Here is a 24,929-nt window from a genome sequence, read left to right as displayed (position 1 = left end):
GACCCATGCGAATCCTGATTTCCGCCGACATCGAAGGCGTGGCCAACGTGTTCCACCCCGAGCAGACGCGCGCCGGTAACGGCGAATACGAGCGCGCCCGCCGCTGGATGACCGCCGAAGCCGACGCCGCCGTCCGCGGTGCCTTCGACGGTGGCGCCACGGACGTGCTCGTTAACGATTCGCACGGCGGTTTCCGCAACCTCATCCCCGATTCCATCGACCGCCGCGCCCGCTTCGTCCTCGGCAAGCCGCGCTACCTCAGCATGATGGCCGGCGTGGACGGCTGCGATGCCGTCTGCATGATCGGTTACCACGCGCGCGCCGGCAGCCGCGGCGTGCTGGCGCACACCATCAACAGCTTCTCGTTTGCGCGCGTCTGGTTCAACGAACAGGAACTGGGCGAGGCCGGCCTCTACGGCGCCCTGGCCGGGGAGCGCGGCGTGCCGGTGGCCGTTGCCAGCGGCGACGACGTGTTCATCAAGGAAACCAAGCCGCTGCTGCCGCACACCATCTTTGTCGAGACCAAGCAGGCCGAAGGGCACAACGTGGGGACATCGCTCTCGCCCGAGCAGTCGTGCGAGGCCATCTACGCAGCCGTGAAAGCCACGGTGCAGCGGGGGCATTTCAGCATGCCGCTGCGCCTCCAGGCGCCCATCGTATGCCGCCTGCAGACGCAAACGCCCGCATTGGCCGACCTGTTCTGCCAATGGCCCGCCCTCGAGCGCGTCGACGGCACGATGCTGCGCTTCGCCGCCGACTCCGTCGAACATGCCGTGCGCATGCTCAACAGCCTCTCCGCCATGTCCGCGATGCTGCGTTAAGCGCCAACTCTTCACGGCACATCAAAGCGCCAGCGCGCGTCCAGACGGTTTGGCCGTTCATGCCCTAGATGGCGCCTTGAATTTCTGTAAGCAGGCGGAAAAAAGACGGGGAACTATCTGAGCGAAGCGAGTTTTCCCCGTCTCCGCCCGGTTACATAAATTCAAGGGGAAGTCGCCATCTCGGGCGCGCCTTTCTTTGCTTACCTTTCTTTGGCAAGACAAACAAAGTAAGTCGGCCCCGGCAGGGGGCGAAACAGGGGATGCACAGTGAGCACATTGCGCACTCCCCAACCCAGCGTAAACTTCGGATACCCAACCCCGAAGGAGCCTCCCATGACCCGCGCACTCACACTCGGCATGCTGCTCTGTGCGCTTGCGCTAACAGCCTGCGAACGCCGCCCCTCGCCATCGAGCCCACCGACGCCGCAGACTTCCAAAGCCGAAAAGGCGGCCGCCGCACTGGCCAAGGCCGCCGCAGAGTTCAAATGCCCCGGGCCATCCGCGCGCTTCATGTTGGACGACGGCACCAACCGTGGTCCCAAGCAACCGATCCGCACCAATTGCACTACCGCCTACGCCACCTGCGACGCACAGTCGCAAGCCGTCTTCGATCATTGTCCGAGCGGCCAGGTATTCGACAAACGTTTCAGTATCTGCGTGGTGAAAGACGCGTGTGACGAGGTGACGTCCTGATGACCTGACGGCTGCCGTGCGCGGGAGCCGGGCGGTGGACTAAACCAGCAGCGTTGCACCTGCCCAGGCAATCAGCACAACGCCCAGCACACGGCCGACCTGTTCGCCGCGGGGCAGTATCTTCTCCACGAAGACGATCACGGACAGGGCGGCAATCCAGACGAGATTCATGATGCCGCCCACAAACAGCAGCGCCATCAGCACCCAGCAGCAGCCCACGCAGTACGCGCCGTGGCGTGTGCCGAGCACGAAGCTGCCGGCAGCGCCAGGGCGCCAATGCGCCGTCAGGAAGCCCACCGGCGAGCGGCACTGCGCCAGGCACGCGTGCTTGAGCGCGGAGAACTGATATGCCCCCGCCGCCGCCAGCACCGTTGCGGAGAGTACCGCGCTCTTTGACCACAGCATCATTTCTGAAATGAGACCCGTCGGCTGCAGCGCCACCTGCAGGGATGCCGCACCCAGGGAGAAGGCCAGCCACGCAGTCAGGTAACCGGCCAGAAGACAGACCGAGAGGATTGCCGACCTGGCTTCGGTCGTGCCGTGGTGCCGCAGTACACGCCGGTACAGCAGAATGAGCGGCGCCGCGCTCGGCGTCATCATCGCGGTCATCATCACCCACCACATCAGGGTCACAGTGGGCAACGATGCATCCATGCCGCCGATGCCACCAGGCAATCGATGCGGAAACAGCGTGAGTGTCGTCATGTCGAGTGCAGACATGCCCATGCCTGCACCCGTCCACAGATACCACCAAGACAGCGCGACAACGGCAACGACGCCGAATGCCGTGATGACGCGCTCGCGTTGGAGGACGCTTTCGAGGCCGCTCATGCGGCGGTGCGGTGCCGAATCGGTCCCTTGTTGTTCAGGTGCAGTCGCGCGAATTGCCCGTAGGAATCCTTGAGGTCTAGCGCGATGTTGCCCTGTGAGCGACTGGTGGCGGAGCCAACCTCGGCCAGCTCGTACTCGAAGCCGTGCGGCAGATCGATGCGGGCACGGTGCTCAGCGCCCGTTACCGGATTGCGGATCGGTTCGCCAACGGTATCGAATACGCCATCAACATGAATCCGGCCACGTCGGGCATCGACATCGACGTCGTAGTCGATCTGCGTGACGATCGGATCGAATACCTGTTCAAGTGTCGATGCAAATACCGAAAACATCGTTGCGAACGGCTCGGTATCTTGCCCTGCCATGATTTTCAGGATGGCTTCGCGTTGCGCCGGCGTGGCACGCTTGTCGACGACCGGCTGGCATCTGCCTTTGCCTTCGTGGATGGGGCCGGGCCATTGGAACACGACCGCGATCTTCACGCCGTCGAGTTGCACGTTGCCGTGATGGCCGCTGTCGATCGAGATCGCGCCCATCGCTTCGCAGAAGCCTTTGGTTGGCAGCGCGTTGAACTGGCACGGGCAACCGTATGAGCAATTGCAGTTGATGAGTTCGGTCCCTTGGATTTCCCACGGAGTCATGGTGGTTCTCCTGGAGCTTCCAGGCGCTTGCGCGCCTGACGCAGGTCGTCGGACGACGGATTGCGTGGCTGGAATCTAGGGCGCGTGGCTTATGGCGTGCGCACCTTCCACGCATAATCAGACCCTAGTGCACGGCAAGGGGAAGTCAAGACAGGGATTGGGCCGCATGGACGATGGGCCCGGATGCATCTTGCGGCGCAAGGCTGGATGCCCCGGCGATGCAGACGCGCGAAACCGTTGCGGCGGTTCCGGCAGCGGATGCTGCCTTGCCAGCGATACCTAGCGCGCCTGCTGCACTGTCAGGAGGCGCGCTTGGCGCAGCGTCTTACAGCGCTTCGCGCGTGACGAGGAACACCTGGTCTTCGCCTGCGCTGGTCGGCAGCCAGACCAAGTCGAGATCCGGGAACGCCGCCTCAACGTTTTCACGCTCGTTGCCGATTTCCACCACCAGCACGCCGTGCGGCTTCAAGTGGCGCGGTGCATCGGCCAGGATGCGGCGCACGATGTCCATGCCGTCGTTGCCGCCGGCCAGCGCCATGTGCGGCTCGGCGCGGTACTCGGGCGGCAGCGCCTGCATCGACGCCTCGTTTACGTACGGCGGATTCGTCAGGATCACGTCGTAGTGCACACCCGGCGGCAGCGGCGCATACAGGTCGCCCTCATGCAGGCGGATGCGGTCTTGCAGGCGGTATTCGTCGACATTGCGATTGGCCACCACCAGTGCATCCGGCGACAGGTCCACCGCATCGATCGTCGCACTGGGCCATTGCAGCGCCGCCAGAATCGACAGGCAGCCCGAGCCGGTGCACAGCTCCAGCACATCAGTCGGGCCGTCCTCCTGGTCGATCCACGGTTCCAGACCGTCTTCGAGCAATTCGCCGATGAAGCTGCGCGGCACGATCACGCGCTCGTCCACATAGAAGCGCATGCCGTGCATGAACGCCTCGTGCGTGATGTACGCGGCGGGCACGCGGTCGACGGCGCGGCGCTCGATCACCTTCAGCACGGCAGCCACTTCTTCGGGCAGCAGGCGCGCATCCAGGAATGGCTCCAGCGTGTCGATCGGCAGATGCAGCGTGTGCAGGATCAGGTAAGCGGCTTCGTCGTAGGCGTTCTCGCTGCCGTGGCCGAAGACAAGCCCGGCGGCGGTGAAGCGCGACACGGCGTAGCGCAGCAGGTCGCGAACGGTGGTGAACGGGTGGGAGGCGGGAAGGGTAGGCGTGGTCATGGGTGACGGATATGGCTCAGCGTTGGGTGGCAGCGAGCAGGTCGACGTAGGCCACGTCGAGCAGGTCGGATTCGGCAATGCCGAGGGCGTGCATCAGTTGTTGGGCAATCTTCACGCCCTCGTCTTCGGATTGCGTGTCGCGCAGCACGACTTCGAGTTCGACGAAATCGCCGAGGTCTTTCACCGCATCGACATGAATGCGCGTCTGACCGGCGAGATACAGCTGGCGCACCTTCATGACCCGGCCGGCGGCGCCGATGGCGGCGGCCAGCGTGTCGCGCAGGGCATCGGGCGCGTTGGTCGGAACGATGTGGTAGCTGGACACCCGCGGGCCGGTGCTGTTGGCACGGAAGTAGTGGATCAGCTCCCCGCGCTCGGGCGAGAACTGCCGCAGCTTCAGACGCCCGTTCGCGCAGGCGAAGAACGTGTCGTCCTGCTCGATGCGCTCGGGGCCGGAATCTGCGATGGCAGCCGCGCGCTCGATGAGCGCAGCCGCATCGCGCACACGCGCCTTGATCTCGACGTTGCGCGCCATCGGGGGCAACCTCAGGCGATCAACGTTTCCAAGACGCGGCGATACACGTTTTTCAGCGGCTCGATAAACGCCACTTCGACGTGCTCGTCGATCTTGTGGATGCTCGCGTTCGGCGGGCCGAACTCGATCACCTGCGGGCAGATCTTGGCGATGAAGCGGCCGTCCGAGGTACCGCCCGTGGTCGACAGTTCGGTGGTCACGCCGCACTCGGCCTGGATGGCGGAGGCGAGGGCTTCGGACAGCTCGCCGCGCTCGGTCAGGAAGGGCTCGCCGCCCAGCGTCCAGTCGAGCGTGTAGTCGAGGCCGTGCGCATCGAGAATGCTGTGCACGCGCGCCTTCAGGCCGTCCGGCGTGCTCGCGGTCGAGAAGCGGAAGTTGAAGTCGATCGTGACGTGGCCGGGAATGATGTTCGTCGCGCCCGTGCCGCCGTGAATATTCGACATCTGCCACGTGGTCGGCGGGAAGTAGGCATTGCCGTCGTCCCACTTCGCGGCGGCCAGCTCGGCCAGCGCGGGGGCAGCCATGTGGATCGGATTCTTGGCCAGATGCGGATAGGCGATGTGGCCCTGTACCCCGTTGACGGTGAGCTTGCCCGACAGCGAACCGCGTCGCCCGTTCTTGACCATGTCGCCGAGGGTCGACACCGAAGTCGGCTCACCGACCACGCAGTAATCGAGGCGCTCGCCGCGTGCGCGGAGCAGGTCGCATACCTTGACGGTGCCGTCGTGCGCCGGGCCTTCTTCGTCGCTGGTGATCAGAAAGCCGATCGAGCCGGCGTGGTCCGGGTGCTTGGCAACAAATTCTTCCGAGGCCACCACGAAGCCGGCAATCGACGTCTTCATGTCTGCCGCGCCGCGCGCGTAGAGCTTGCCGTCACGGTGCGTCGGTTCGAAGGGATCGGAGTGCCATTGCTCGACGGGGCCGGTGGGCACCACATCGGTGTGGCCAGCGAACACGAGCAGCTTGCCGTCGGTGCCGGCGCGCCCGCGCTTGACCGCCCACAGGTTAGTTACCCGAAAGTGGTCCGGGCCGCTGATCACGGTTTCGCATTCGAACCCGGCGGCGGTCAGGCGTTCGATCAGCACGTCCTGACAGCCCTTGTCTTCGGGCGTGACGGAGCGGCGGCGGATCAGGTCTTCAGTGAGGGAAAGCGTGGGCTGGATGTGGGACATGACAGACAGTCACCGTGATGTGTTGTTTTGGTTAGAACAGGGTCGCGTACTGATCCGCCGAGAAGCCGACATTGACGCTTTTGCCGTGCACGAGCACCGGGCGCTTGATCAGCGACGGATTCGCCTGCATCAGCGCGATTGCGCCGGCTTCGTCTCCAGCGCGGGCCTTGTCGGCGTCAGACAAGGCGCGCCACGTGGTGCCCTTGCGGTTGAGCAGCGTGGTGAGCGGCACATGCTTGAGCCAGCCGGCCAGCATGTCGGCGCTCACGCCTTGCTTCTTGAAATCGTGAAACGTGTAGACCACGCCGTTCGATTCGAGCCATGTGCGGGCTTTCTTCACGGTGTCGCAATTGGGGATGCCATGCAGGGTCGTCATGGTGGGATTCGCAATCAGTGTCGAGAGGCTTGCAGGGCAAACGAGAGGGCGGCAACGGCCAAGGCAAAACCGATGGACGCCAGCCACGTCATGCGCTTGAGGCGGCGCTCCAGCCGCGCGGCCTCGTCGCGCAGGGCGTCGATGGTGATGGCGTGCTGCTCGGCCAGCAGCTTGACGGATTCGGCCTGCTGCAGGATCGCCGCTTCCAGCTCGGCGATGCGTGTAATCGGGTCGGGCGCGGCGCCTTCTTCGCGGGCGGGTTCGGTGCCTGTTTTCTTGCGGTTCTTGAACTTGTCGATGGTCTTGTTCGCCTGCTCCAGGATGGTGGGCAACAGCGACAAGACAGTACCGATGGTGTTTGGATCAAGACCCATGATGCGTTGGCGCAGCTTGCCGAAGCGGGAGCCGATGGCGTTGCGTTCGGACATGGCTGCGTTTGAGGTGGTTGGCATGCCCGCAAGACTAGCAGGCATGCCTTGCGCCGGGGCTTAATCGCCGCGCAGCAGCTCGTTCAGGCCAACCTTGGCGCGCGTCTTGGCGTCGACCTTCTTGACGATCACGGCGCAGTACAGGCTGTGCGAGCCGTCCTTCGACGGCAGATTGCCCGCCACCACCACCGAGCCCGCCGGGATACGGCCGTAGCTGACTTCACCGGTTTCGCGGTCGTAGATCTTGGTCGACTGGCCCAGGTACACGCCCATCGAGATCACCGAGTTTTCTTCAACGATCACGCCTTCCACCACTTCCGAGCGGGCACCGATGAAGCAGTTGTCTTCGATGATGACCGGGTTGGCCTGCAGCGGCTCCAGCACGCCGCCGATGCCCACGCCGCCCGACAGGTGGACGTTCTTGCCGATCTGTGCGCACGAACCGACGGTGGCCCACGTGTCGACCATCGTGCCTTCATCCACATAGGCGCCGATGTTCACGTACGACGGCATCAGCACGGCGTTCTTGGCGATGAACGAGCCACGGCGCGCCACGGCCGGCGGCACCACGCGGAAGCCGCCCGCCGCGAAGTCTTCGGCCGTGTAGTTGGCGAACTTGCTTGGCACCTTATCGTAGAACTGCGTGAAGCCGCCGGCAGCCATCGGCGCGTTGTCTTCCAGGCGGAACGACAGCAGCACGGCCTTCTTGATCCACTGATTGACGATCCACTCGCCGTCCTTCTTCTCGGCCACACGCAGCGCGCCACGATCGAGCTGGCCGATCACGTTGGCGACGGCTTCACGGACATCGGCCGGAGCGGACTTGGGCGACAGGTTGGCGCGGTCTTCCCACGCTTGGTCGATCAGGGATTGCAGTTGTTGCGTCATGGTCTTGTTGGCTCTCGGAGAGGAAACAGAAGAGAAAAATTCAGGATCAGCGTTGCTGGCAGAACTCGACGATGCGGCGGGCGCCTTCCAGGCATTCGTCCACGCCGGCTACCAGCGCGATGCGCACGTAGTCCTGGCCCGGATTCGTGCCGTGCGCCTCGCGGGCGAGGTAGCTTCCGGGCAGCACGGCGACGTTCTTGGCGGCCAGCAGCTGGCGTGCGAATTCAGTGTCCGACAGGCCCGTGCGCTTGACGTTGGCCCACAGGTAGAAGGCGGCGTCGGGCAGGGCCACGTCAAGCACCTCGGCCAGCATCGGCGTGACCTGTTGGAACTTCTTGACGTATTGCGCCCGGTTGTCGCGCACGTGGGTCTCGTCATTCCACGCAGCGATGCTAGCGGACTGCACCGACGGGCTCATCGCGCTGCCGTGATACGTGCGATACAGCAGATAGGCCTTGAGCAGCTTGGCGTCGCCTGCCACGAAGCCGGAACGCATGCCCGGCACATTGGAGCGTTTGGACAGGCTGGAGAACATCACCAGGCGGTCAAAGCCTCGGCCCAGCTTGTGCGCGGCCTGCAGCGCGCCCAGCGGCGGGTTGGCCTCGTCGAAATAGATTTCGGAGTAGCACTCGTCCGACGCGATGATGAAGCCGTATTCGTCCGACAGCGCGAAGAGCTGCTTCCAGTCTTCGAGCGTGAGCACGGCGCCGGTCGGGTTGCCGGGGCTGCATACGAAGACGAGCTGCACGTTGCGCCATTCTTCGGGCGTGATCGCAGCGAAATCGGGCGCATAGTTGCGCGCCGGGTCGCTGTTGGCGAACAGGGGCGTGGCACCGGCCAGCAGCGCCGAGCCTTCGTAGATCTGGTAGAACGGGTTCGGGCACAGCACGCGGGCGCCGGGCTTGCTGCCGTCAATCACGGTCTGCGCGAACGAGAACAGCGCCTCGCGCGAGCCGTTGACCGGGATGACTTCGGTGGCCGGGTCGACCTTCGGCAAGCCGTAGCGGCGCTCCAGCCATGCGGCGATGCACTGTCGCAGTGCATCGGAGCCGAGCGTCGTGGGATAATTCGCCAGCCCGCCAAGCGCCGCCGTCAGCGCGTCTTTCACCAGCGCCGGCGTCGGATGCTTGGGCTCGCCGATGCCGAAGCTGATCGGCGTATGGGCAGCGCTAGGCGTGACGTCCTTCACAAGCGCTTTCAGTTTCTCGAACGGATACGGCTGCAGGGCGGACAGGCGCGGATTCACGGTGTTGGGCGGCGGTGTTGGGCTGGTTGGCGGGCAAGCTTGGCGCTTGCCGGGAAGCCCGAAATTATACGGCCAACGTGTGCTGGCCGCCCCACGACAATGCTGCATGCGGCGGATTTCCGCCGTTTTTTTATTGCGTAGATGACATCGATAGCCTCCTCCGCGGACGCCTCCGCCCACCACGAGCCGCAATGGGCGGCGGCATTCTTCATCCTCCTGGGCGCCTCGGTCTGGGGCATTTCCTGGTATCCATACCGCCTGCTCGCCGCCTGGGGGCTGGGCAGCATGCTGGCCTCGTCGATGACGGGCGCGGCTGCGGCCGTCCTGGCCGCCGTGGTGCTGCGTCGTCACTTTTCGACGTTCCAGTGGTCGTGGCTGATTCCGGCGCTCGGGGTTGCAGCGGGCATCACCAATGCGGGTTTCGTCTGGGGCACGGTGCACGGCACGGTCATGCGGGTGCTGCTCCTGTTCTATCTGACGCCCGTCTGGACGGCCCTGTTGGCGCGCCTATGGCTGCACGAGCGGCTGGGCTGGCGTGGCGGTGTGTTGCTGGCGCTGGCATTGTCAGGCGCGGGGATGATGCTGTGGTCGGGCGAGGCCGGCACGCCGTGGCCGGGTTCATCTGCGGAATGGGCGGGGCTGATTGCGGGGCTCGCTTTTGCGTGCAACAACGTGCTGTCCCGCCTGGCGGGGCAGCGTCACCCGACCATGCGCCCTGAAATGCGCACCGTGGTCGTCTTCACCGGCTGCGCGTTGGTGGGCTTTCCGGCTGCGCTGCTGCTCGATGGCGTGCGCGCGGTGCCGGCGGCTTTGTCGCAAGGCAATACGTGGCTGCTGCTGGTGGGCATGGCCTGCGTGCTGGTGGGCGGCAATGCGATGGTGCAGCGCGGCTTGCAATGCTTGCCGGCCAATCGCGCGGCGCTGCTGATGCTGTTCGAAATCGTGGTCGCGGCCGCGTCATCGGCGCTGCTGACGGCGGAGCGCTTGTCTCCCCACGAAATGCTGGGCGGCGCCTGCATCATCCTGGCAGGTGCGCTGTCGGGGCTGTTGCGGCGCAGGTAGGCCGCCGGTGTTTCGCAAACCAACCAAGGAGTTGCCGATGTGGCTTCGTTCGATTTTCATCGCGCTGACGTTTGCGCTCTCGACGTTCGCAACGGCCCCGCACGCCGCTTCCGCAGAGACAGGCCCCGCGTATGGCCCGCGCCTGGAAGGCTTCGATTACCCGGCGCCGGTCAAGCTCTTCAAGTTCGAGTCGCAGGGCAACGCGCTGGAGATGGCGTATCTGGACGTCGCGCCCAAGCAGCCCAACGGCCAGGTGGCGGTGCTGCTGCACGGCAAGAACTTCTGCGCGGCCACCTGGGAAGGCACGATCGCCGCACTGACCGGTGCCGGCTACCGCGTGATCGCCCCGGATCAGATCGGCTTCTGCAAATCGAGCAAGCCGCGCGCATATCAGTACACGTTCCAGCAACTGGCGAGCAATACGCATGCGCTGCTGGCGTCGCTTGGGATCGAGCAGGCCATCCTGATCGGCCATTCGACGGGCGGCATGCTGGCGGCGCGTTACGCGCTGATGTATCCGAACGCGGTGCCGCGGCTGGTGATGATCAACCCGATCGGCCTGGAAGACTGGAAGGCCAAGGGTGTGCCGTCCATGACGGTCGACCAATGGTTCGCGCGTGAAAAGCAAACCACCGCCGAGCGCATCCGCGCCTATGAGCAGTCCACGTACTACGCCGGGCAATGGCGCACGCAATACGAACCGTGGGTGCAGATGCTGGCCGGCATGTACCGCGGCCCGGGGCGCGATCTGGTGGCGTGGAATTCCGCGCTGCTATACGACATGATCTATACGCAGCCTGTCGTCTATGAGTTTGGCCAGTTGCGCCCGTGGACGCTGCTGCTCATCGGTCAGAAAGACACCACCGCCATCGGCAAGGACGCCGCACCGCCGGAAGCGCGGGCACAGCTGGGGCATTACCCCGAACTTGGCCGTGCAGCCGCCAAGGCTATCCCGCGCGCGACGTTGGTGGAATTCCCGGATGCGGGCCATGCGCCACAAATCCAGGATCCTGATGCGCTGCACCATGCGCTGCTCGGCTGGCTGGCCACGGCGGAGCCTTCGCGCACACGCCGGCCGGACTGACGCCGTTTGTCATGAAGGTGAAACTGCTTACAAATCCGCAGCAATTTCGCCTCCCGCGCTGCAAATTTCGTCCATTTTTGTAGCGATTTGATTGGCGGGAGGCTAGGGTGCGAATGGTATGATGGCGCCATCCGCGCCCCTGGGCGTCCCTTGTCAGTCCGCGCCGCACGGCGTTGGTGTGATGACAAAGGCGCGCTCCTGGGGCGCCCGCTTTATCCCCCTTTTCTGATCCCCTCGAGACGAACACAACGTGCGCCTCTCTTCGATCAAGCTCGCAGGCTTCAAGTCTTTCGTCGATCCGACCAATTTCCATGTTCCGGGCCAGCTTGTCGGCATCGTCGGCCCGAACGGTTGCGGTAAATCCAACATCATCGACGCCGTGCGCTGGGTGCTCGGCGAATCACGCGCCGCGGAACTCCGTGGCGAATCGATGCAGGACGTCATCTTCAACGGCTCGACCCAGCGCAAGCCGGCTGGCCGCGCCAGCGTCGAACTCGTGTTCGATAACGCGGAAGGCCGCGCCGCCGGCCAGTGGAGCCAGTACGCCGAAGTGGCGGTCAAGCGCGTGCTGAGCCGCGATGGCACCTCGTCGTATTTCATCAACAACCAGGCGGTGCGCCGCCGCGACATCCAGGACATCTTCCTCGGCACGGGCCTGGGGCCGCGCGCCTACGCCATCATCGGGCAGGGGATGATCTCGCGCATCATCGAGGCCAAGCCCGATGACATGCGCATCTTCCTGGAAGAAGCCGCGGGCGTGTCGAAGTACAAAGAGCGCCGCCGCGAAACCGAAAACCGCCTCTCCGACACGCGTGAAAACCTCACACGCGTGGAAGACATCCTCCGCGAACTCGGCTCCAACCTCGAAAAGCTCGAGGGCCAGGCCGAAGTCGCGCAGCGCTTCCAGGCGCTGCAGGCCGACGGCGAAGAGAAGCAGCACCTGCTGTGGCTGCTGCGCAAGCGTGAAGCGCAGGCTGAGCAAGAGCGCCATCAGCGTGCCATCGAACAGGCGCAGATCGACCTGGAAGCGCAGACCGCGCAGTTGCGCCATATCGAGGCTGAACTCGAAACGATGCGCGTTGCGCATTACGCCTCGTCCGATGCGATGCACGCCGCGCAGGGCGCGCTCTACGAAGCCAACTCCGAAGTCAGCCGTCTGGAAGCCGAGATCCGCTACGTGGTGGAATCGCGCAACCGCATCCAGCAGCAGATCGCCACGCTGACCGCGCAGCAGGAGCAGTGGCATACGCAGGGCGATCAGGCGCAGGAAGACCTTGCCGCGGCCGAGGAAGAGTTGGCCATGGCCGAGGAGCGTGCCGCGCAGGCCGCCGAAGACGTCGTGCGCAAAGCCGACGAACTGCCGGGCATGGAGGCGCAATGGCGGGACGCGCAGACCACGCTGAACGATCAGCGCGCCGCGATTCTGCAGTCGGAACAGGCGCTCAAGCTCGAAGCCGCGCACCAGCGCAATGCCGACCAGGCCCTGCTGCAGCTTGAGCAGCGCCGCGAACGTCTGACGCAGGAGTCCTCCGGCCTCGACAAGCCGGATGACGTGCAGCTCGAAACGCTGCGTGCCGAACTGGCTGAGCAGGAAGAAGTGTTGGCCGAAGCGCAGGCCGCGCTGGAAGACGCCGAGACACAGGTGCCGCAGCTCGACGAGGCACGCCGTGCCGCGCAAGACCGCGTGCAATCGGAAGCCGCCGCCATTGCCAGCCTGGAAGCCCGCCGTGCCGCGCTCAAGCAACTGCAGGAGAACGTGCAGACCGACGGCAAGGTCCAGCCGTGGCTGGCCAAGCATGAACTGAGCGAGCTGCCGCGCTTCTGGAAGAAGCTGCAGATCGAGCAGGGCTGGGAGCCCGCGCTCGAAGCCGTGCTGCGTGAAAAGCTTGGCGCGCTCGAAGTCTCCAACCTCGATTGGATCAAGGCGTTTGCGGCTGACGCGCCGCCCGCCAAGCTCGCCTTCTATGCGCCGCCGCCTGCAGCGCGTCCGGTGGAAGCGCCGGCGGGGCTGCGTCCGCTGATGTCGCTGGTGCAAGTGACGGAGCCGGGCATTCGTGCCGTGCTGCAAGACTGGCTGGCCGACGTCTATGTCGCCGACGACATGCAGGCCGCGCTCGCCGCGCGTCAGACGCTGCCGGAAGGCGGCACGTTCGTCATCAAGGCCGGGCACTTGATTGGCCGGTCATCGGTGCAGTTGTACGCGCCCGATTCCGAACAGGCCGGCATGCTGGCTCGCGCGCAGGAAATTGACAACCTGCACAAGCAGGTGCGTGCGCAGATGCTGTTGGCCGACGAGGCTAAGAGCGCTGCCGTGCGCGCCGAAGCGGCGTACAGCCAGGCCAGCCAGAACCTCACGCAGGTGCGGGCCCGCGCCGAGCAGGCCACGCGCCGCGTGCACGTGCTGCAGATGGACGTGCTCAAGCTGTCGCAAGCGATGGAGCGCTACAACGCGCGCAGCGGCCAGATCGACAGCGAGCTGGAAGAGATTCGCGCGCAGATCGAAGAGCAGCGTGCCATCCGTGCCGAGTCCGAAGCGGCCTTCGAACAGCACGATGCGGCACTCGCCGATATGCAGGCGCGCTTTGAAGACAGCCAGCAGGCGTTCGAGGCGCTCGAAGTTCGCCTGAGCGATGCGCGCAACGCCTTGCGCGACCAGGAGCGCGGCGCACAGGAAGCCCACTTTGCCGAGCGCAATCTGCAGAACCGCATTGCCGAACTGAAGCGCAACATCCAGGTGGCGAGCGATCAGGCGCAGCAGATCGTGCTGACGCTGGAGAACGCGCGCGCAGAGTTGGAGACCATCAACGAGCAGACCGCGCATACCGGTTTGCAGGAAGCGCTGGAGCGCCGTGCTGAGAAGGAAGAAAAGCTCGGGTTGGCGCGCATGGAACTGGATGCACTCACCGCACAACTGCGCACGCACGACGAGCAACGCCTGAGCGCCGAGCGCGGCCAGCAACCACTGCGCGATCGTATTACCGAGCTGCAGTTGAAGGAGCAGGCCGCGCGCCTGAACCAGGAGCAGTTCACCGAGCAGCTCACCGCTGCCAACGTGGACGAGGCCGTCCTGGCCGAACGCCTGACCGGCGACCTGAAGCCTTCGTACCTGCAAGGTGAAGTCACGCGCATCAACAACGCCATCAACGCGCTCGGCCCGGTCAACATGGCCGCGCTCGACGAGCTGGCGGCGGCGCGCGAGCGCAAGGGCTTCCTGGATGCGCAATCGGCCGATTTGACCGACGCCATCACCACGCTGGAAGATGCCATCCGCAAGATCGATCAGGAAACTCGCGCGCTGCTCCAAGGCACGTTCGACCAGGTCAACTATCACTTTGGCGAGCTGTTCCCGACGCTGTTCGGCGGCGGCCAGGCCAAGCTGATGATGACCGGCGAGGAGATTCTCGACGCGGGCGTGCAGGTGATGGCGCAGCCGCCGGGCAAGAAGAACTCGACCATTCACCTGCTGTCGGGCGGCGAGAAAGCGCTGACCGCGATTGCGCTGGTGTTTGCGATGTTCCAGCTGAACCCGGCCCCGTTTTGTTTGCTCGACGAGGTGGACGCGCCGCTGGACGACGCCAACACCGAGCGCTACGCCAACATGGTCAAGCGCATGTCCGACAAGACCCAATTCGTTTTTATTTCTCATAACAAGATTGCGATGGAAATGGCGCAACAGCTCATCGGTGTGACCATGCAGGAACAAGGTGTGTCCCGGATCGTGGCGGTGGATATGGATGCCGCGCTGACCATGGCGGAGGCTGCATAAATGCAGGACAACAACCTGGTGATGGCCCTGCTGGGCGCCGGCGTGGTGTTTGTGCTGGTGATCGTTGTGTACAACCAGTGGCAGATCCGCAAGGCGCGAGGCCCCGAGGCGTACAACCCGCCCGTCGACGAGACACCGCGCGGCGACGGTTGGACCGAGCGCGCCGAACCGGCCCTCGGTGGCGAGCGCGACGAAATCAACCGCGTCGAACCGCGTCTCGAGCCCGGTTTCTCGGCGAAGACGCACACGCCCGCCACGGGCAGCGCCGAAACCGAAGCCGGCGTGATTGGCGCCGAACTCACACCCTCGGGCGACGATGCCGCGCTCGAAGCCGCCGAGGCCGGAGAGATTGCCGAACCCGCCCCGGGTTCGCTGGAGCCGGCCAATGGCGTGATCGATCCGCTGATCGACTGCATCGTGCCGCTGCACCCGGATCGAGAAGTGTCGGGCGACCGTCTGCTGCCGTCGCTCGCCAAGCTGCGCCGCGCAGGCACCAAGCAGATCCACGTGGAAGGCTTGAACCCCGCCGCCAATGCGTGGGAAGCCATCCGCGCCGGGCAGCGCTACCTGGACGTGCAGGTGGCCGTGCAACTGGCCAATCGCACGGGCCCGCTGAATGCGCTGGAGTTCTCGGAATTCATCAACGCGATCGATCCGCTGTCGGAAGCGGCCGATGCCGTCCCGGAACTGCCGGACATGAACGAGACGATTTCCAATGCGCGCGAACTCGACGCGTTTGCCGCCGAATGCGATGTGCAACTGGGCGTGAGCGTGATCTCCGACGGCGCCCCATGGTCGGCAGCATACGTGCAGACGGTGGCCACGCAAGACGGCCTCGTGCTCTCGCGTGACGGCACGCGCTTCACGCGCTTCCATGCGGGGGGCGACGGTGTGCAGCGCGCACTGTTCACGCTGCAGTTTGGCGACACCAATTTCCTGCGCGATGACCTGACCGTCAAGGCCGGCCGACAGATCACGCTGTTGCTCGATGTGCCGGTGGCGGAAGAGTCGAGCAAGCCGTTCAAGCTGGTGTGCGAATACGCCTACACGCTGTCGCAGCGCATGGGTGCGCAGGTCGTGGATGACAACCTGCGTCCGCTGACGGAGCAATCGTTCGTCGCCATCCAGAAGCATCTGCGGGTGCTGTACGACAAGCTCGAATCGCGCGGCATCCCGGCCGGTTCCAGCACCGCGGTGCGCTTGTTCAGCCACTGACGGACGCACGATGAGCAAGACTGCAGAACCCGCGTCCGGACCGTCCTCAAAAGACCGGCCCGAGGCGCGGGCAGCCTGGCTGCGCGCCGAGCTGAACCGCTACGCCCACGAGTACTACGTGCTCGACCAGCCCAGTGTGCCCGACGCTGAATACGACCGGCTCTATCGCGAGCTGGAAGCGCTGGAAACCGAACACCCCGAGCTGAAGACACCCGATTCGCCCACGCTGCGGGTCGGTGGCGCCGTCCTGCCCGAATTTGCGGCGGTCAGGCATGTCATCCCGATGCTGTCGATCCGCACCGAGACCGACACCACCGCCAACGGCGCGCGCGCGTTCGACGCCAGCGTAAGGCGCGAGCTGGGCTTTGATGACACCGATCCGCCCGTGGAATACGCCGCCGAGCTGAAGTTCGATGGCCTGGCGATCAACCTGCGTTACGAGCGTGGTTATCTCGTGCAGGCGGCCACGCGCGGCGACGGCACTACCGGCGAAGACGTCACGCAGAACATCCGCACGATCCGCCAGATTCCGCTGGGGCTGTCGCCAGTTGATGGCCACGTGCCCGACGTGCTGGAAGTGCGCGGCGAGGTCTACATGCGCCGCGACGACTTCGAGAAGCTCAACGCCCGCCAGCGAGAGCGCGGTGACAAGACCTTCGTCAACCCGCGCAATACCGCAGCCGGTGCCGTCCGCCAGCTCGATCCTAAGATGGCTGCCGAGCGCCCGCTGTCGTTCTTCGCCTATGGGCTGGGCGAAGTGGCCGGCTGGAAGGGCATGCCCGGCACGCATTCCAGCATGCTCGACGTGCTGCAGGCGTTCGGTTTCCCGGTCAGTAATGAACGCGCGGCTGTGGCGGGCGGTGAAGGCCTGGTCAGATTTCATGAGGCCATCCGGGCCAAGCGCGACAGCTTGCCGTTCGACATCGACGGCGTCGTCTACAAGGTCAACTCGCTCGCGTTGCAGCGTGAACTCGGCTTTCGCTCACGTGAGCCGCGCTGGGCGGTTGCGCACAAATATCCGGCGCAGGAAGCGCTGACCACGGTCGAATCCATTGACGTGCAAGTCGGCCGAACGGGCGCCATCACGCCGGTGGCGCGGCTGGTGCCGGTGTTTGTTGGCGGGGTAACGGTCACCAATGCGACGCTGCACAACGAAGACGAAGTGCGCCGCAAGGATGTACGCGTGGGCGACACCGTGATCGTGCGGCGCGCGGGTGACGTGATTCCCGAGGTGGTGAGTGTGGTGCTTGATCGCCGCCCACTGGATGACGTCCCGGGCAGCGACTTGTTCAATCCGCAGCAGCAGCCCAAGTACCCGCCATTCGAACTGCCGAAGACGTGCCCGGTTTGCGGCTCGCACGTCGTGCGCGAAGAGGGTGAGGCGGTGGCCCGTTGCTCCGGCGGCCTGTTCTGCTCGGCGCAGCGCAAGGAGGCGATCCGCCACTTTGCCGGTCGCCGCATGATGGACATCGAAGGCCTGGGCGAGCGTTACATCGACAACCTGGTCGAGTTGGACTACGTGCACGGCATTGCCGACCTGTACAAGCTCACGCTCGAAGATTTTCTGGAGATGAAGCGCCGTGCGGACGAACGTGATGGCGTGACGCCCGAGACGGTTTCCGCAGGCAAGATCGCCACCAAGTGGGCCGAGAATCTGCTGGAGGGCATCCAGGCCAGCAAGACGCCGCCGCTGGCGCGCTTCCTGTTTGCGCTGGGCATTCGCCACGTGGGCGAGTCGACCGCCAAGACGCTTGCCGACTGGCTCGGCAGCCTGGCCATGATCCGGCGTGCGCCTGCGCCGCTGCTGCTGGCGCTGCCCGATGTGGGTGCCACGGTGGCTGAAGCCATCGCCGATTTCTTTGCCGAGCCGAAGAACCAGCAGGCGCTCGATGCGCTGCTCGAAGCCGGTGTTGCACCGCAAGGCGAGCATGCGCCCAACGCGAAGCTGCGCGAGAAGCTGGAGCCGGCCGAACTGTACGCCACGCTGGGCGTGCCCAAGCTGACCGCCACGCGCGCAAAGCAATTGGCCGTGGCAGCGCCAACGCTTGCCCAGCTGGCCAGCGTTGAGCCCGATCAGTTGGCTGGCCTGCCTGCGGATGTGACTGCATCGCTGCTTGAATGGCTCGCCTCGCACGACCATCGCGCGCAACTGGCGAAGCTCGACGCGCTGCGCGGCGAGTTGCTCGCTGCCATGCCTGCTGAGGCCGCCGAAGAAGGCGTGCTGGACGGCAAGACGGTCGTTTTGACCGGCACATTGCCGAACCTCACGCGTGACGAAGCCAAGGCCATGCTGGAAGCGGCAGGCGCCAAGGTATCGGGTTCGGTGTCGAAAAAGACCGACTACGTTGTCGCCGGAGAAGATGCCGGCAGCAAGCTCGCCAAAGCCGAAGAATTGAACGTGAAGGTTCTGGACGAAGCGGGTATGCTCGCGCTGTTAAAAAAACCGGCGGGAGACCAGGCATGATCCGAAACATCCTCAAGATGGGCGACAGCCGGCTGCTACGCGTTGCCAAGCCGGTCGAGCGTTTCCACACGCCCGAACTGACTGCCCTGATCGAAGACATGTTCGACACCATGGATGCGGCGCGCGGTGCCGGTCTGGCAGCCCCGCAGATCGGCGTGGATCTGCAGGTCGTCATCTTCGGGTTCGATCGTAACGACCGGTATCCGGATGCACCGGCCGTGCCGAAGACGGTGTTGATCAACCCCACCATCGAGCCGCTGTCGGACGAGATGGAAGAGGGCTGGGAAGGATGCCTCTCGGTACCCGGCCTGCGCGGTGTGGTGCCGCGCTACACGCGCCTGCGCTATACCGGCTTCGACCAGCACGGCCACGCCATCGACCGTATTGCCGAGGGCTTCCACGCGCGCGTCGTCCAGCACGAATGCGATCACCTCCAGGGCGTGCTGTATCCCATGCGCGTGAAGGACTTCACCCGCTTCGGCTTTACCGAAGTGCTGTTCCCGGAATTGCCCGCCAATCACGACGACTGATCGAGACTGCGGCAGCGTCGCATCTGCGGGGGCGGGTGGACGCGTGTTTCATCCACCACGGAGACGATATGAGGCGAGATGGTTTGAGGGGCTGGCGCCGGCTGGCGCTTGGGGTGGCCATGACGGCGATGCTGGGGGTGGCGGCGTGCGCGGGGCCGCAGGCACCGGAAACGCCGGCGGCCGCACCGGTTGCCCAGAAGGCTCAGAGCCCGGTCTGGCAACGCGTGCGTCTGGGTACGGATGCCGTGGCCTACGATTTCCCTGTCTATGCAAACCATCCGCTTGATGGCGACCTGAGCGGCATCCGCGAAGTCGTGTTCGTTCAGCACGGCCTGCAGCGCAACGGAAACGACTACTACACCGCTGGCGCCGATCTGCTCCAGGCCAGCGGCCGCAATCCCGACGAGGTCCTGCTGATTGCCCCGAACTTTCCCGGCACGCCCGATGAGGGCAAGGGTTTCGACGGCATGCCCGTGTGGTCGGTGGACGGCTGGATCGGGGGCTTCAACGCCACCAACGCACCCTACACGGACCTGAGTTCGCTCAAGGTGCTGGATGACCTGATCGGCTACGTGACCGACCCGGCACGCGCGCCCAACGTCAAGCGCGTAACGGTGGCAGGCCACTCGGGCGGTGGCCAGATCGTGCAACGCTACGCTGTGCTCAACAACGTCGACGAGGCGATCCGCAAGCGCGGCATCGACCTGCGCTACGTGGTCGCCAACCCCTCGTCATATCTGTATTTCACGCCGGAGCGTCCGAGCGGCAAGGGCTTTGCGCGCTACAGCACCAGCGTCTGCCCCGACTACGACCACTACAAGTACGGCATGGTCGACATGGTTCCGTATGCCGCCGGCAAGACAGGCCGCCAGCTGTTCAACCGATACGCGCAGCGCCACGTGACGTACCTTGCCGGCACGAGCGACAACGATCCGAACCACCGCGTGCTCGACAAGCTCTGCGGTGCCGAGGCCGAAGGCCCGACGCGCGTGGATCGCGCACGCAACTACTGGCGCTACGAGCGCCACATGGCGGGACGCAAGCGCGTCAATCACCAGGCGCACGAAGTGGTTGGCGTAGGCCACGACCAGGCGAAGATGTTCGGCTCGCGCTGCGGCGCGCAAGCTGTGTTCGGCGTGCCTGCATCGGCCAACACCGCGGGTGCAGCCTGCCAGGCGCCGCATCTGTAATGTAGACAGCGGGCAAAAAAAAACCGGTCAGCGCGCAATGCGTTGACCGGTTTTTTCTTTGTGGCAGAGGCTGCCTCAGAACTTCTCGAACGGCCCCAGGAAGCGCCACTGACCGACCGGCAGGTCGCCCAGCACGATGCTGCCCATGCGGATGCGCTTGAGGCCCACCACCTCCAGTCCCACCTGTTCGCACATGCGGCGGATCTGGCGCTTCTTGCCTTCGCGCAGCACGAAGCGCAGCTGCTCTTCGTTCTGCCAACTCACCTTCGCGGGCTTGAGTGCTTCGCCGTCGAGCGACAGGCCAAAGCGCAGCTTCTCCATCAGCTCTTCCGGGAACACCTTGGAGATGTCGCGCTCGACCACGCCGTTTGGCGAATGCCATACCACGCGCACCAGGTATTCCTTCTCGACCGTCGAATCCTCGCCGATCAGGTGGCGCGCCACGCGGCCGTCCTGCGTCAGCACCAGCAAGCCGGTGGAGTCGATATCCAGTCGACCGGCCGGCGCCAACGCCCGGCGCTGCCACGGCGCGAAGCGCTTGCGCGTGGGGTCGGCTTCCCACTGGTTTTCCGGCACGAACAGCGAAACCGCCGGCTGATAGCCGTCTTCCGCCTGGCCTGACACATAGCCGACCGGCTTGTGCATCAGCACGGTGACGCGCTCGCCTTGCTCGGATCTCGCAGCTTGATGGATCTCGATGATCGCATCCGGCTTGACGCGCGAACCCAGTTCGGTGACGGGCTCGCCGTCCACCAGCACCCAGCCGCGCGGAATCCATTCATCGGCCTCCCGGCGCGAGCACAGCCCCAGTTCGGACATGCGCTTGGACAGACGGACCAGTCCGCTCGATTCGGTCTGCTGCGCCGGGCGCGGTGCCTGCTCCTCGGCGTGACGCGGAGCGCGTTCCTCACGCTCGCGCTCGGGCCGTTGCGGACGTGCCGGACGATCATCGAAGCGACGCGGTGGTTGGTCGTTGTCAAAACGACGCGGAGGGCGTTCGTCATCGAAGCGACGCGGAGCCCGGTCATCGCCATAGCGCCGCGGCGGCCGTTGCTCGTCGTCGAATCGGCGCGGCGGGCGTTCATCGTCAAAGCGTCGTGGAGGCCGCTGGTCGCCATCGCGACGCGGCGCGCGTTGATCGTCGCCATAGCGGCGCGGGCGTTCGTCATCGAAACGACGGGGCGGACGTTGGTCGTCGCTGAACCGGCGCGGGGGGCGTTCGTCGTCAAGGCGGCGCGGCGGACGTTGGTCGCCATCACGACGCGGTGCGCGTTGATCGTCGCCATAGCGGCGCGGGCGCTCGTCATCGAAACGACGGGGCGGGCGCTGATCGTCACCGAACTTGCGCGGGGGGCGCTCTTCGTCGAAGCGGCGCGGTGGCCGCTGCTCGTCATTGAACCGGCGTGGCGGGCGTTCTTCGTCAAAGCGGCGCGGAGGGCGTTGGTCGCCATCACGACGCGGTGCGCGTTGATCGTCGCCATAGCGGCGTGGGCGCTCCTCATCGAAACGACGAGGCGGCCGTTGGTCGTCGCTGAACCGGCGCGGCGGGCGCTCATCGTCAAAGCGTCTCGGGGGACGGTCGTTGTCGAACCTGCGCGGCGGACGCTCGTCGTCGAACCGGCGAGGTGGGCGATCTTCGAAACGTCGCGGCGGACGCTCGTCGTCGGAGCGGCGGGGCGGTCGTTGCTCATCGTTGAATCGACGCGGCGGGCGCTCATCATCAAAGCGTCGCGGCGGGCGATCGCCTTGCATGCGGCGCGGCTTGGCTTCGCGCGTCTGGCCGTCGTCGTCGCGGCGCGGGGGGCGTGCGGGGCGCGGCGGCTTACCGGCGCCTTCTTCCTGTTTGGGCCTGCGCTGCGATGGGCGCAGCGGCTGGCGCTCGCGGTTCAGGTCGGATGAGCGCAGCGGCTTGCCGGTGGTGGAACGTACGGCATTGCCTTCGTCGTCGCGGCGCACGCCGAGTGTGGCACGCTTGCCAGGGCGGGTGGCGCGCTGAGTCGGGTCGCTGGCGCGGTGCTTGTCGTCGTCGCCCGGGAAATCATCGGAATCGGTAGTCATGAATCTAGACCGGTAAGGCTGGCGCTCAGATGGCGAGCGCATCAAGCAGCTCGCTTTCAAGTTCGAGCTGCAGTTTGTTGTCCTGGGTCAGGCGCGTGCCGTCGACCAGGAAGATGTCTTCCACGCGCTCGCCAAGCGTGTTGATGCGCGCGGTGTGTACCGACACGCGGCGGTGTGCGAGCACGCGGGCAATGGCGTAGAGCAGACCGGTGCGGTCGGTCGCGGAAATGGAGAGCAGGTAATACTGGCCGCGCTCGTCCGCCCGCAGGTCGACGCGCGGTTTGATCGGGAAGCTGCGCGACTGGCGCGAGATGCGCCCCCGCGGCGGCTCCGGCAGGGCGGTTTCGCGCGAGATCTGTTCGGCCAGTTCGTGTTCGACCAGCGTGATGATGTCGCGGTAATGCCCGGGCTCCACCAGGCCGCTGCTGGGGTCGGCCACCTGGAAGGTGTCGAGCGCGTAGCCGTGTTTGGTGGTGTGGATCTTGGCGTCCAGGATCGTCAGGCTCTTGCGTTCGAAGTAGCCGCAGATGCGCGCAAAAAGATCGGGCCGATCCGGCGAGTACACAGCCACCTGCAAGCCCACGCCCGCCGGTGAAATGCGTGCGCGCACGATCGGGATCGTCGTGTCGACACGGTTGTAGAAGTGCCGCGTGAACCAGGCGATATCGCGCGCGTCGTGGCGCAGGAACACGCCCACGTCGAGCTGTTTCCACAGCGCCTCGTGCGCGGTGTCGTCCAGCGCGGCCAGGCGCAGCAGCGCGCGCGCTTCTTCCTTGCGGCCTTCGAGCACGGCGTGCGGGTCGGTGGTGGCACCGCCGAGCACTCGCAGCGTCATGCGATACAGGTCTTCCAGCAGCTTGCCCTTCCAGGCGTTCCACACCTTCGGGCTGGTGCCGCGGATGTCGGCAACGGTCAGCAGATACAGCGCGGTCAGCCGGCGTTCGGTACCGACCAGATCAGCGAAATGGCGGATGACTTCGGGATCGCCCAGGTCCTGCTTCTGCGCGACCTGGCTCATGGTCAGGTGGTGTTCGACCAGCCAGACGATCAGGTCGGCGTCTTCCTTGGCGATGCCGTGTTCCTTGCAGAAGCGACGTGCGTCGGACATGCCGAGCACGGAGTGGTCACCGCCGCGCCCCTTCGCAATGTCATGGAACAGCGCCGCCACGGTCAGCACCCACGGCTTGTCGAAGTTCGCCATCAACTGGCTGCAGAACGGGAACTCGTGCGTGTGCTCGACGATGGCGAAGCGGCGGATGTTGCGCACCACCATCAGGATGTGCTGATCGACCGTGTAGACGTGGAACAGGTCATGCTGCATCTGCCCGACGATGCGACGGAAGTTGACCAGGTAGCGGCCGAGCACGCTGGTCTGGTTCATCAGGCGCAGCGCGTGCGTGATGCCCTGCGGCTGCTGCAGGATCGACAGGAACAGCGCGCGATTAGCCGGATCCTTGCGCCATTTGGCGTCCATCAACGTCCGGGCGTTGTAGAGCGCCCGCAGCGTGCTGGCTGCCAGTCCCTTGATGCCGCGCGTCTGCTCGTACAGCAGGAACGTTTCAAGAATGGCCGTCGGCTCGCGCTGGTAGAGATCGGCGTCGGCAATTTCGAGCATGCCTTGGCGCTCGACAAAACGATCGTTGATCTTGCGTGTGATACCCAGCTCGCTCGGAAACAGCCGCGCTTCGATGTTTTGCAGCACCACGGTATTGAGCTGTGTGACAGCCTTGGCTACCCAGTAATAGCGGCGCATGAGTTGTTCGCTCGCGCGCTTGGCGGTGGTCGGGCGGTAACCGAACGATTCGGCCAGCTGCGTCTGCAGGTCGAACACCAACACGTCCTGACGACGCCCGGCCAGCAGGTGCAGACGCGCACGCACGGTTTTGAGCAGGCGCTCGTTGCTCACCAGTTCCTGTGCTTCACGGCGTGTGAGCAGGCCGTTGGCAAGCAACTCGTTCCAGCTGGAACCGAAACCTGCCGCGCGCGTCATCCACAGAATCACCTGCAGGTCGCGCAGACCACCGGGGCTTTCCTTGCAGTTCGGCTCGAGCGAATACGGCGTGTCCTGGTACTTGGCATGCCTCTGGCGCATCTCCAGCAGTTTCGACTGGAAGAAATCTGCGGCGTCCAGATGGCCTTGATAGTGCGTCTCGAACGTGCGGTACAAACCTTCGTCGCCCGTCAGCAGACGCGCTTCCAGCAGCGACGTGCGTACTGTTACGTCTTGTGCGGCTTCCTTGATGCACTCGTCAACCGTGCGCACCGAGGAGCCGATGTCCAACCCAATGTCCCAGCAGCGGCCGATGAAGGCCTCCAGCCGGGCCTCCAAGGCTTTGTCTGCGGTGCCTGGCAGCAACAGGAGGATGTCCACATCGGAATGCGGAAACAGCTCGCCGCGCCCGTAGCCGCCCACGGCAATCAGCGCGCAGGTGGCGGGCATCTGCTCTTCCTGCCAGAGACGCACGAGCGCACGGTCCACCGCGCGTGCCAGCTTGGTCACGAGCTGCTGAACGTTGGCGTGCTGGTCGAACTGCGCGAACAGGTGCGCGCGCTCAGCTTTCAGGGCGTCGCGCGGATGGACTTCTTCGGCAGGGGCGGCGGCAGCAGAGGGCATGAGCAGAGCGGGAATGAAACAGCGACCGGAACGAGCCGGTCGCTGCAGGAGTTGAGCCGGTGCGGGGCGAGATCAGCGTGACATTGC

Annotated in this window: 20 protein-coding genes; 9 read left to right on the top strand and 11 right to left on the bottom strand. The window is 65.2% G+C overall.

Going from position 1 to position 24,929, the window contains the following annotated elements; all coding sequences use genetic code 11:
* Nucleotides 1-5: 5 nt before the first annotated feature.
* Together CFE42_RS01670 and CFE42_RS01665 are read left to right on the top strand one after the other, a co-directional pair.
* Nucleotides 6-821: a M55 family metallopeptidase gene (locus CFE42_RS01670; protein ID WP_004626627.1), complete on the top strand. Its 816-nt coding sequence runs from the start codon at nt 6-8 to the stop codon at nt 819-821.
* 333 nt (nt 822-1,154) lie between these two features.
* Nucleotides 1,155-1,514, top strand: a complete 360-nt coding sequence (locus CFE42_RS01665) for a chitin-binding domain-containing protein (RefSeq protein WP_004626628.1) — start codon at nt 1,155-1,157, stop codon at nt 1,512-1,514.
* 39 nt (nt 1,515-1,553) lie between these two features.
* On the opposite strand, the gene CFE42_RS01660 is transcribed toward CFE42_RS01665, so the two are convergent.
* The 9 genes from CFE42_RS01660 to dapC all read right to left on the bottom strand — a co-directional run bounded on the left by CFE42_RS01660 (nt 1,554) and on the right by dapC (nt 8,859).
* Nucleotides 1,554-2,345 (bottom strand): DUF2182 domain-containing protein, encoded by a 792-nt coding sequence (locus tag CFE42_RS01660; RefSeq protein ID WP_004626629.1) that lies wholly within the window; start codon nt 2,343-2,345, stop codon nt 1,554-1,556.
* Nucleotides 2,342-2,986, bottom strand: a complete 645-nt coding sequence (locus tag CFE42_RS01655; protein ID WP_004626631.1) for a DUF1326 domain-containing protein — start codon at nt 2,984-2,986, stop codon at nt 2,342-2,344. The genes CFE42_RS01660 and CFE42_RS01655 overlap by 4 nt, the downstream gene beginning before the upstream one ends.
* Before the next feature lie 325 nt (nt 2,987-3,311).
* Nucleotides 3,312-4,214 carry a 50S ribosomal protein L3 N(5)-glutamine methyltransferase gene (gene prmB / locus CFE42_RS01650; protein WP_004626633.1) on the bottom strand — a complete coding sequence of 301 codons (903 nt, stop codon included), beginning with the start codon at nt 4,212-4,214 and terminating at the stop codon, nt 3,312-3,314.
* Nucleotides 4,215-4,230: 16 nt separating this feature from the next.
* Nucleotides 4,231-4,749: a class IV adenylate cyclase gene (locus tag CFE42_RS01645; RefSeq protein ID WP_004626635.1), complete on the bottom strand. Its 519-nt coding sequence runs from the start codon at nt 4,747-4,749 to the stop codon at nt 4,231-4,233.
* An 11-nt stretch (nt 4,750-4,760) separates the two neighbouring features.
* Nucleotides 4,761-5,912: a succinyl-diaminopimelate desuccinylase gene (gene dapE, locus CFE42_RS01640; protein ID WP_037043506.1), complete on the bottom strand. Its 1,152-nt coding sequence runs from the start codon at nt 5,910-5,912 to the stop codon at nt 4,761-4,763.
* A gap of 40 nt (nt 5,913-5,952) precedes the next feature.
* The gene (locus CFE42_RS01635) at nt 5,953-6,297 is read right to left on the bottom strand and encodes an arsenate reductase (RefSeq protein ID WP_004626639.1); all 345 of its coding nucleotides are present in this window, start codon (nt 6,295-6,297) and stop codon (nt 5,953-5,955) included.
* Nucleotides 6,298-6,311: 14 nt separating this feature from the next.
* Nucleotides 6,312-6,725, bottom strand: coding sequence for a hypothetical protein (locus CFE42_RS01630; protein WP_004626641.1), 414 nt, complete (start codon nt 6,723-6,725; stop codon nt 6,312-6,314).
* A gap of 60 nt (nt 6,726-6,785) precedes the next feature.
* Nucleotides 6,786-7,613 carry a 2,3,4,5-tetrahydropyridine-2,6-dicarboxylate N-succinyltransferase gene (dapD, locus tag CFE42_RS01625; protein WP_004626643.1) on the bottom strand — a complete coding sequence of 276 codons (828 nt, stop codon included), beginning with the start codon at nt 7,611-7,613 and terminating at the stop codon, nt 6,786-6,788.
* A 46-nt stretch (nt 7,614-7,659) separates the two neighbouring features.
* Nucleotides 7,660-8,859 carry a succinyldiaminopimelate transaminase gene (gene dapC / locus CFE42_RS01620; protein WP_037043432.1) on the bottom strand — a complete coding sequence of 400 codons (1,200 nt, stop codon included), beginning with the start codon at nt 8,857-8,859 and terminating at the stop codon, nt 7,660-7,662.
* Nucleotides 8,860-9,000: 141 nt separating this feature from the next.
* Between dapC and CFE42_RS01615 the strand changes: the two genes are divergently transcribed.
* The 7 genes from CFE42_RS01615 (at nt 9,001) to CFE42_RS01585 (ending at nt 20,170) form a co-directional block, all read left to right on the top strand.
* Nucleotides 9,001-9,921, top strand: coding sequence for a DMT family transporter (locus CFE42_RS01615; protein WP_004626647.1), 921 nt, complete (start codon nt 9,001-9,003; stop codon nt 9,919-9,921).
* 37 nt (nt 9,922-9,958) lie between these two features.
* Nucleotides 9,959-11,005, top strand: coding sequence for an alpha/beta hydrolase (locus tag CFE42_RS01610; RefSeq protein WP_004626649.1), 1,047 nt, complete (start codon nt 9,959-9,961; stop codon nt 11,003-11,005).
* 250 nt (nt 11,006-11,255) lie between these two features.
* A complete protein-coding gene (gene smc / locus CFE42_RS01605; protein ID WP_004626651.1) occupies nt 11,256-14,771 on the top strand; it encodes a chromosome segregation protein SMC in 3,516 nt (1,171 codons plus the stop codon).
* Complete coding sequence (locus CFE42_RS01600; protein ID WP_004626653.1) at nt 14,772-15,986, top strand: cell division protein ZipA C-terminal FtsZ-binding domain-containing protein; 1,215 nt, start codon at nt 14,772-14,774, stop codon at nt 15,984-15,986. It abuts the gene before it with no gap.
* 10 nt (nt 15,987-15,996) lie between these two features.
* Nucleotides 15,997-18,450, top strand: coding sequence for an NAD-dependent DNA ligase LigA (gene ligA, locus CFE42_RS01595; protein WP_004626655.1), 2,454 nt, complete (start codon nt 15,997-15,999; stop codon nt 18,448-18,450).
* On the top strand, nt 18,447-18,980 hold the full coding sequence (gene def, locus CFE42_RS01590) for a peptide deformylase (RefSeq protein WP_004626657.1): 534 nt from the start codon (nt 18,447-18,449) through the stop codon (nt 18,978-18,980). Before ligA ends, def begins: the two co-directional genes overlap by 4 nt.
* Before the next feature lie 68 nt (nt 18,981-19,048).
* Entirely contained in the window at nt 19,049-20,170 is a 1,122-nt protein-coding gene (locus tag CFE42_RS01585; RefSeq protein WP_004626659.1) for an alpha/beta fold hydrolase, read from the top strand.
* A 75-nt stretch (nt 20,171-20,245) separates the two neighbouring features.
* Here the strand turns inward: CFE42_RS01585 and CFE42_RS01580 are convergent, their stop codons facing one another.
* Together CFE42_RS01580 and CFE42_RS01575 are read right to left on the bottom strand one after the other, a co-directional pair.
* A complete protein-coding gene (locus CFE42_RS01580; RefSeq protein WP_004626661.1) occupies nt 20,246-22,270 on the bottom strand; it encodes a pseudouridine synthase in 2,025 nt (674 codons plus the stop codon).
* On the bottom strand, nt 22,254-24,842 hold the full coding sequence (locus CFE42_RS01575; protein ID WP_004626663.1) for a [protein-PII] uridylyltransferase: 2,589 nt from the start codon (nt 24,840-24,842) through the stop codon (nt 22,254-22,256). Before CFE42_RS01575 ends, CFE42_RS01580 begins: the two co-directional genes overlap by 17 nt.
* Nucleotides 24,843-24,929 lie beyond the last annotated feature (87 nt).

Source organism: Ralstonia sp. PBBBR1 (assembly GCF_002256165.1).
Lineage (GTDB): Bacteria > Pseudomonadota > Gammaproteobacteria > Burkholderiales > Burkholderiaceae > Ralstonia > Ralstonia thomasii.
Note: the sequence above shows the minus strand (reverse complement) of the source record. Positions and strands in the feature narration are given on the sequence as shown.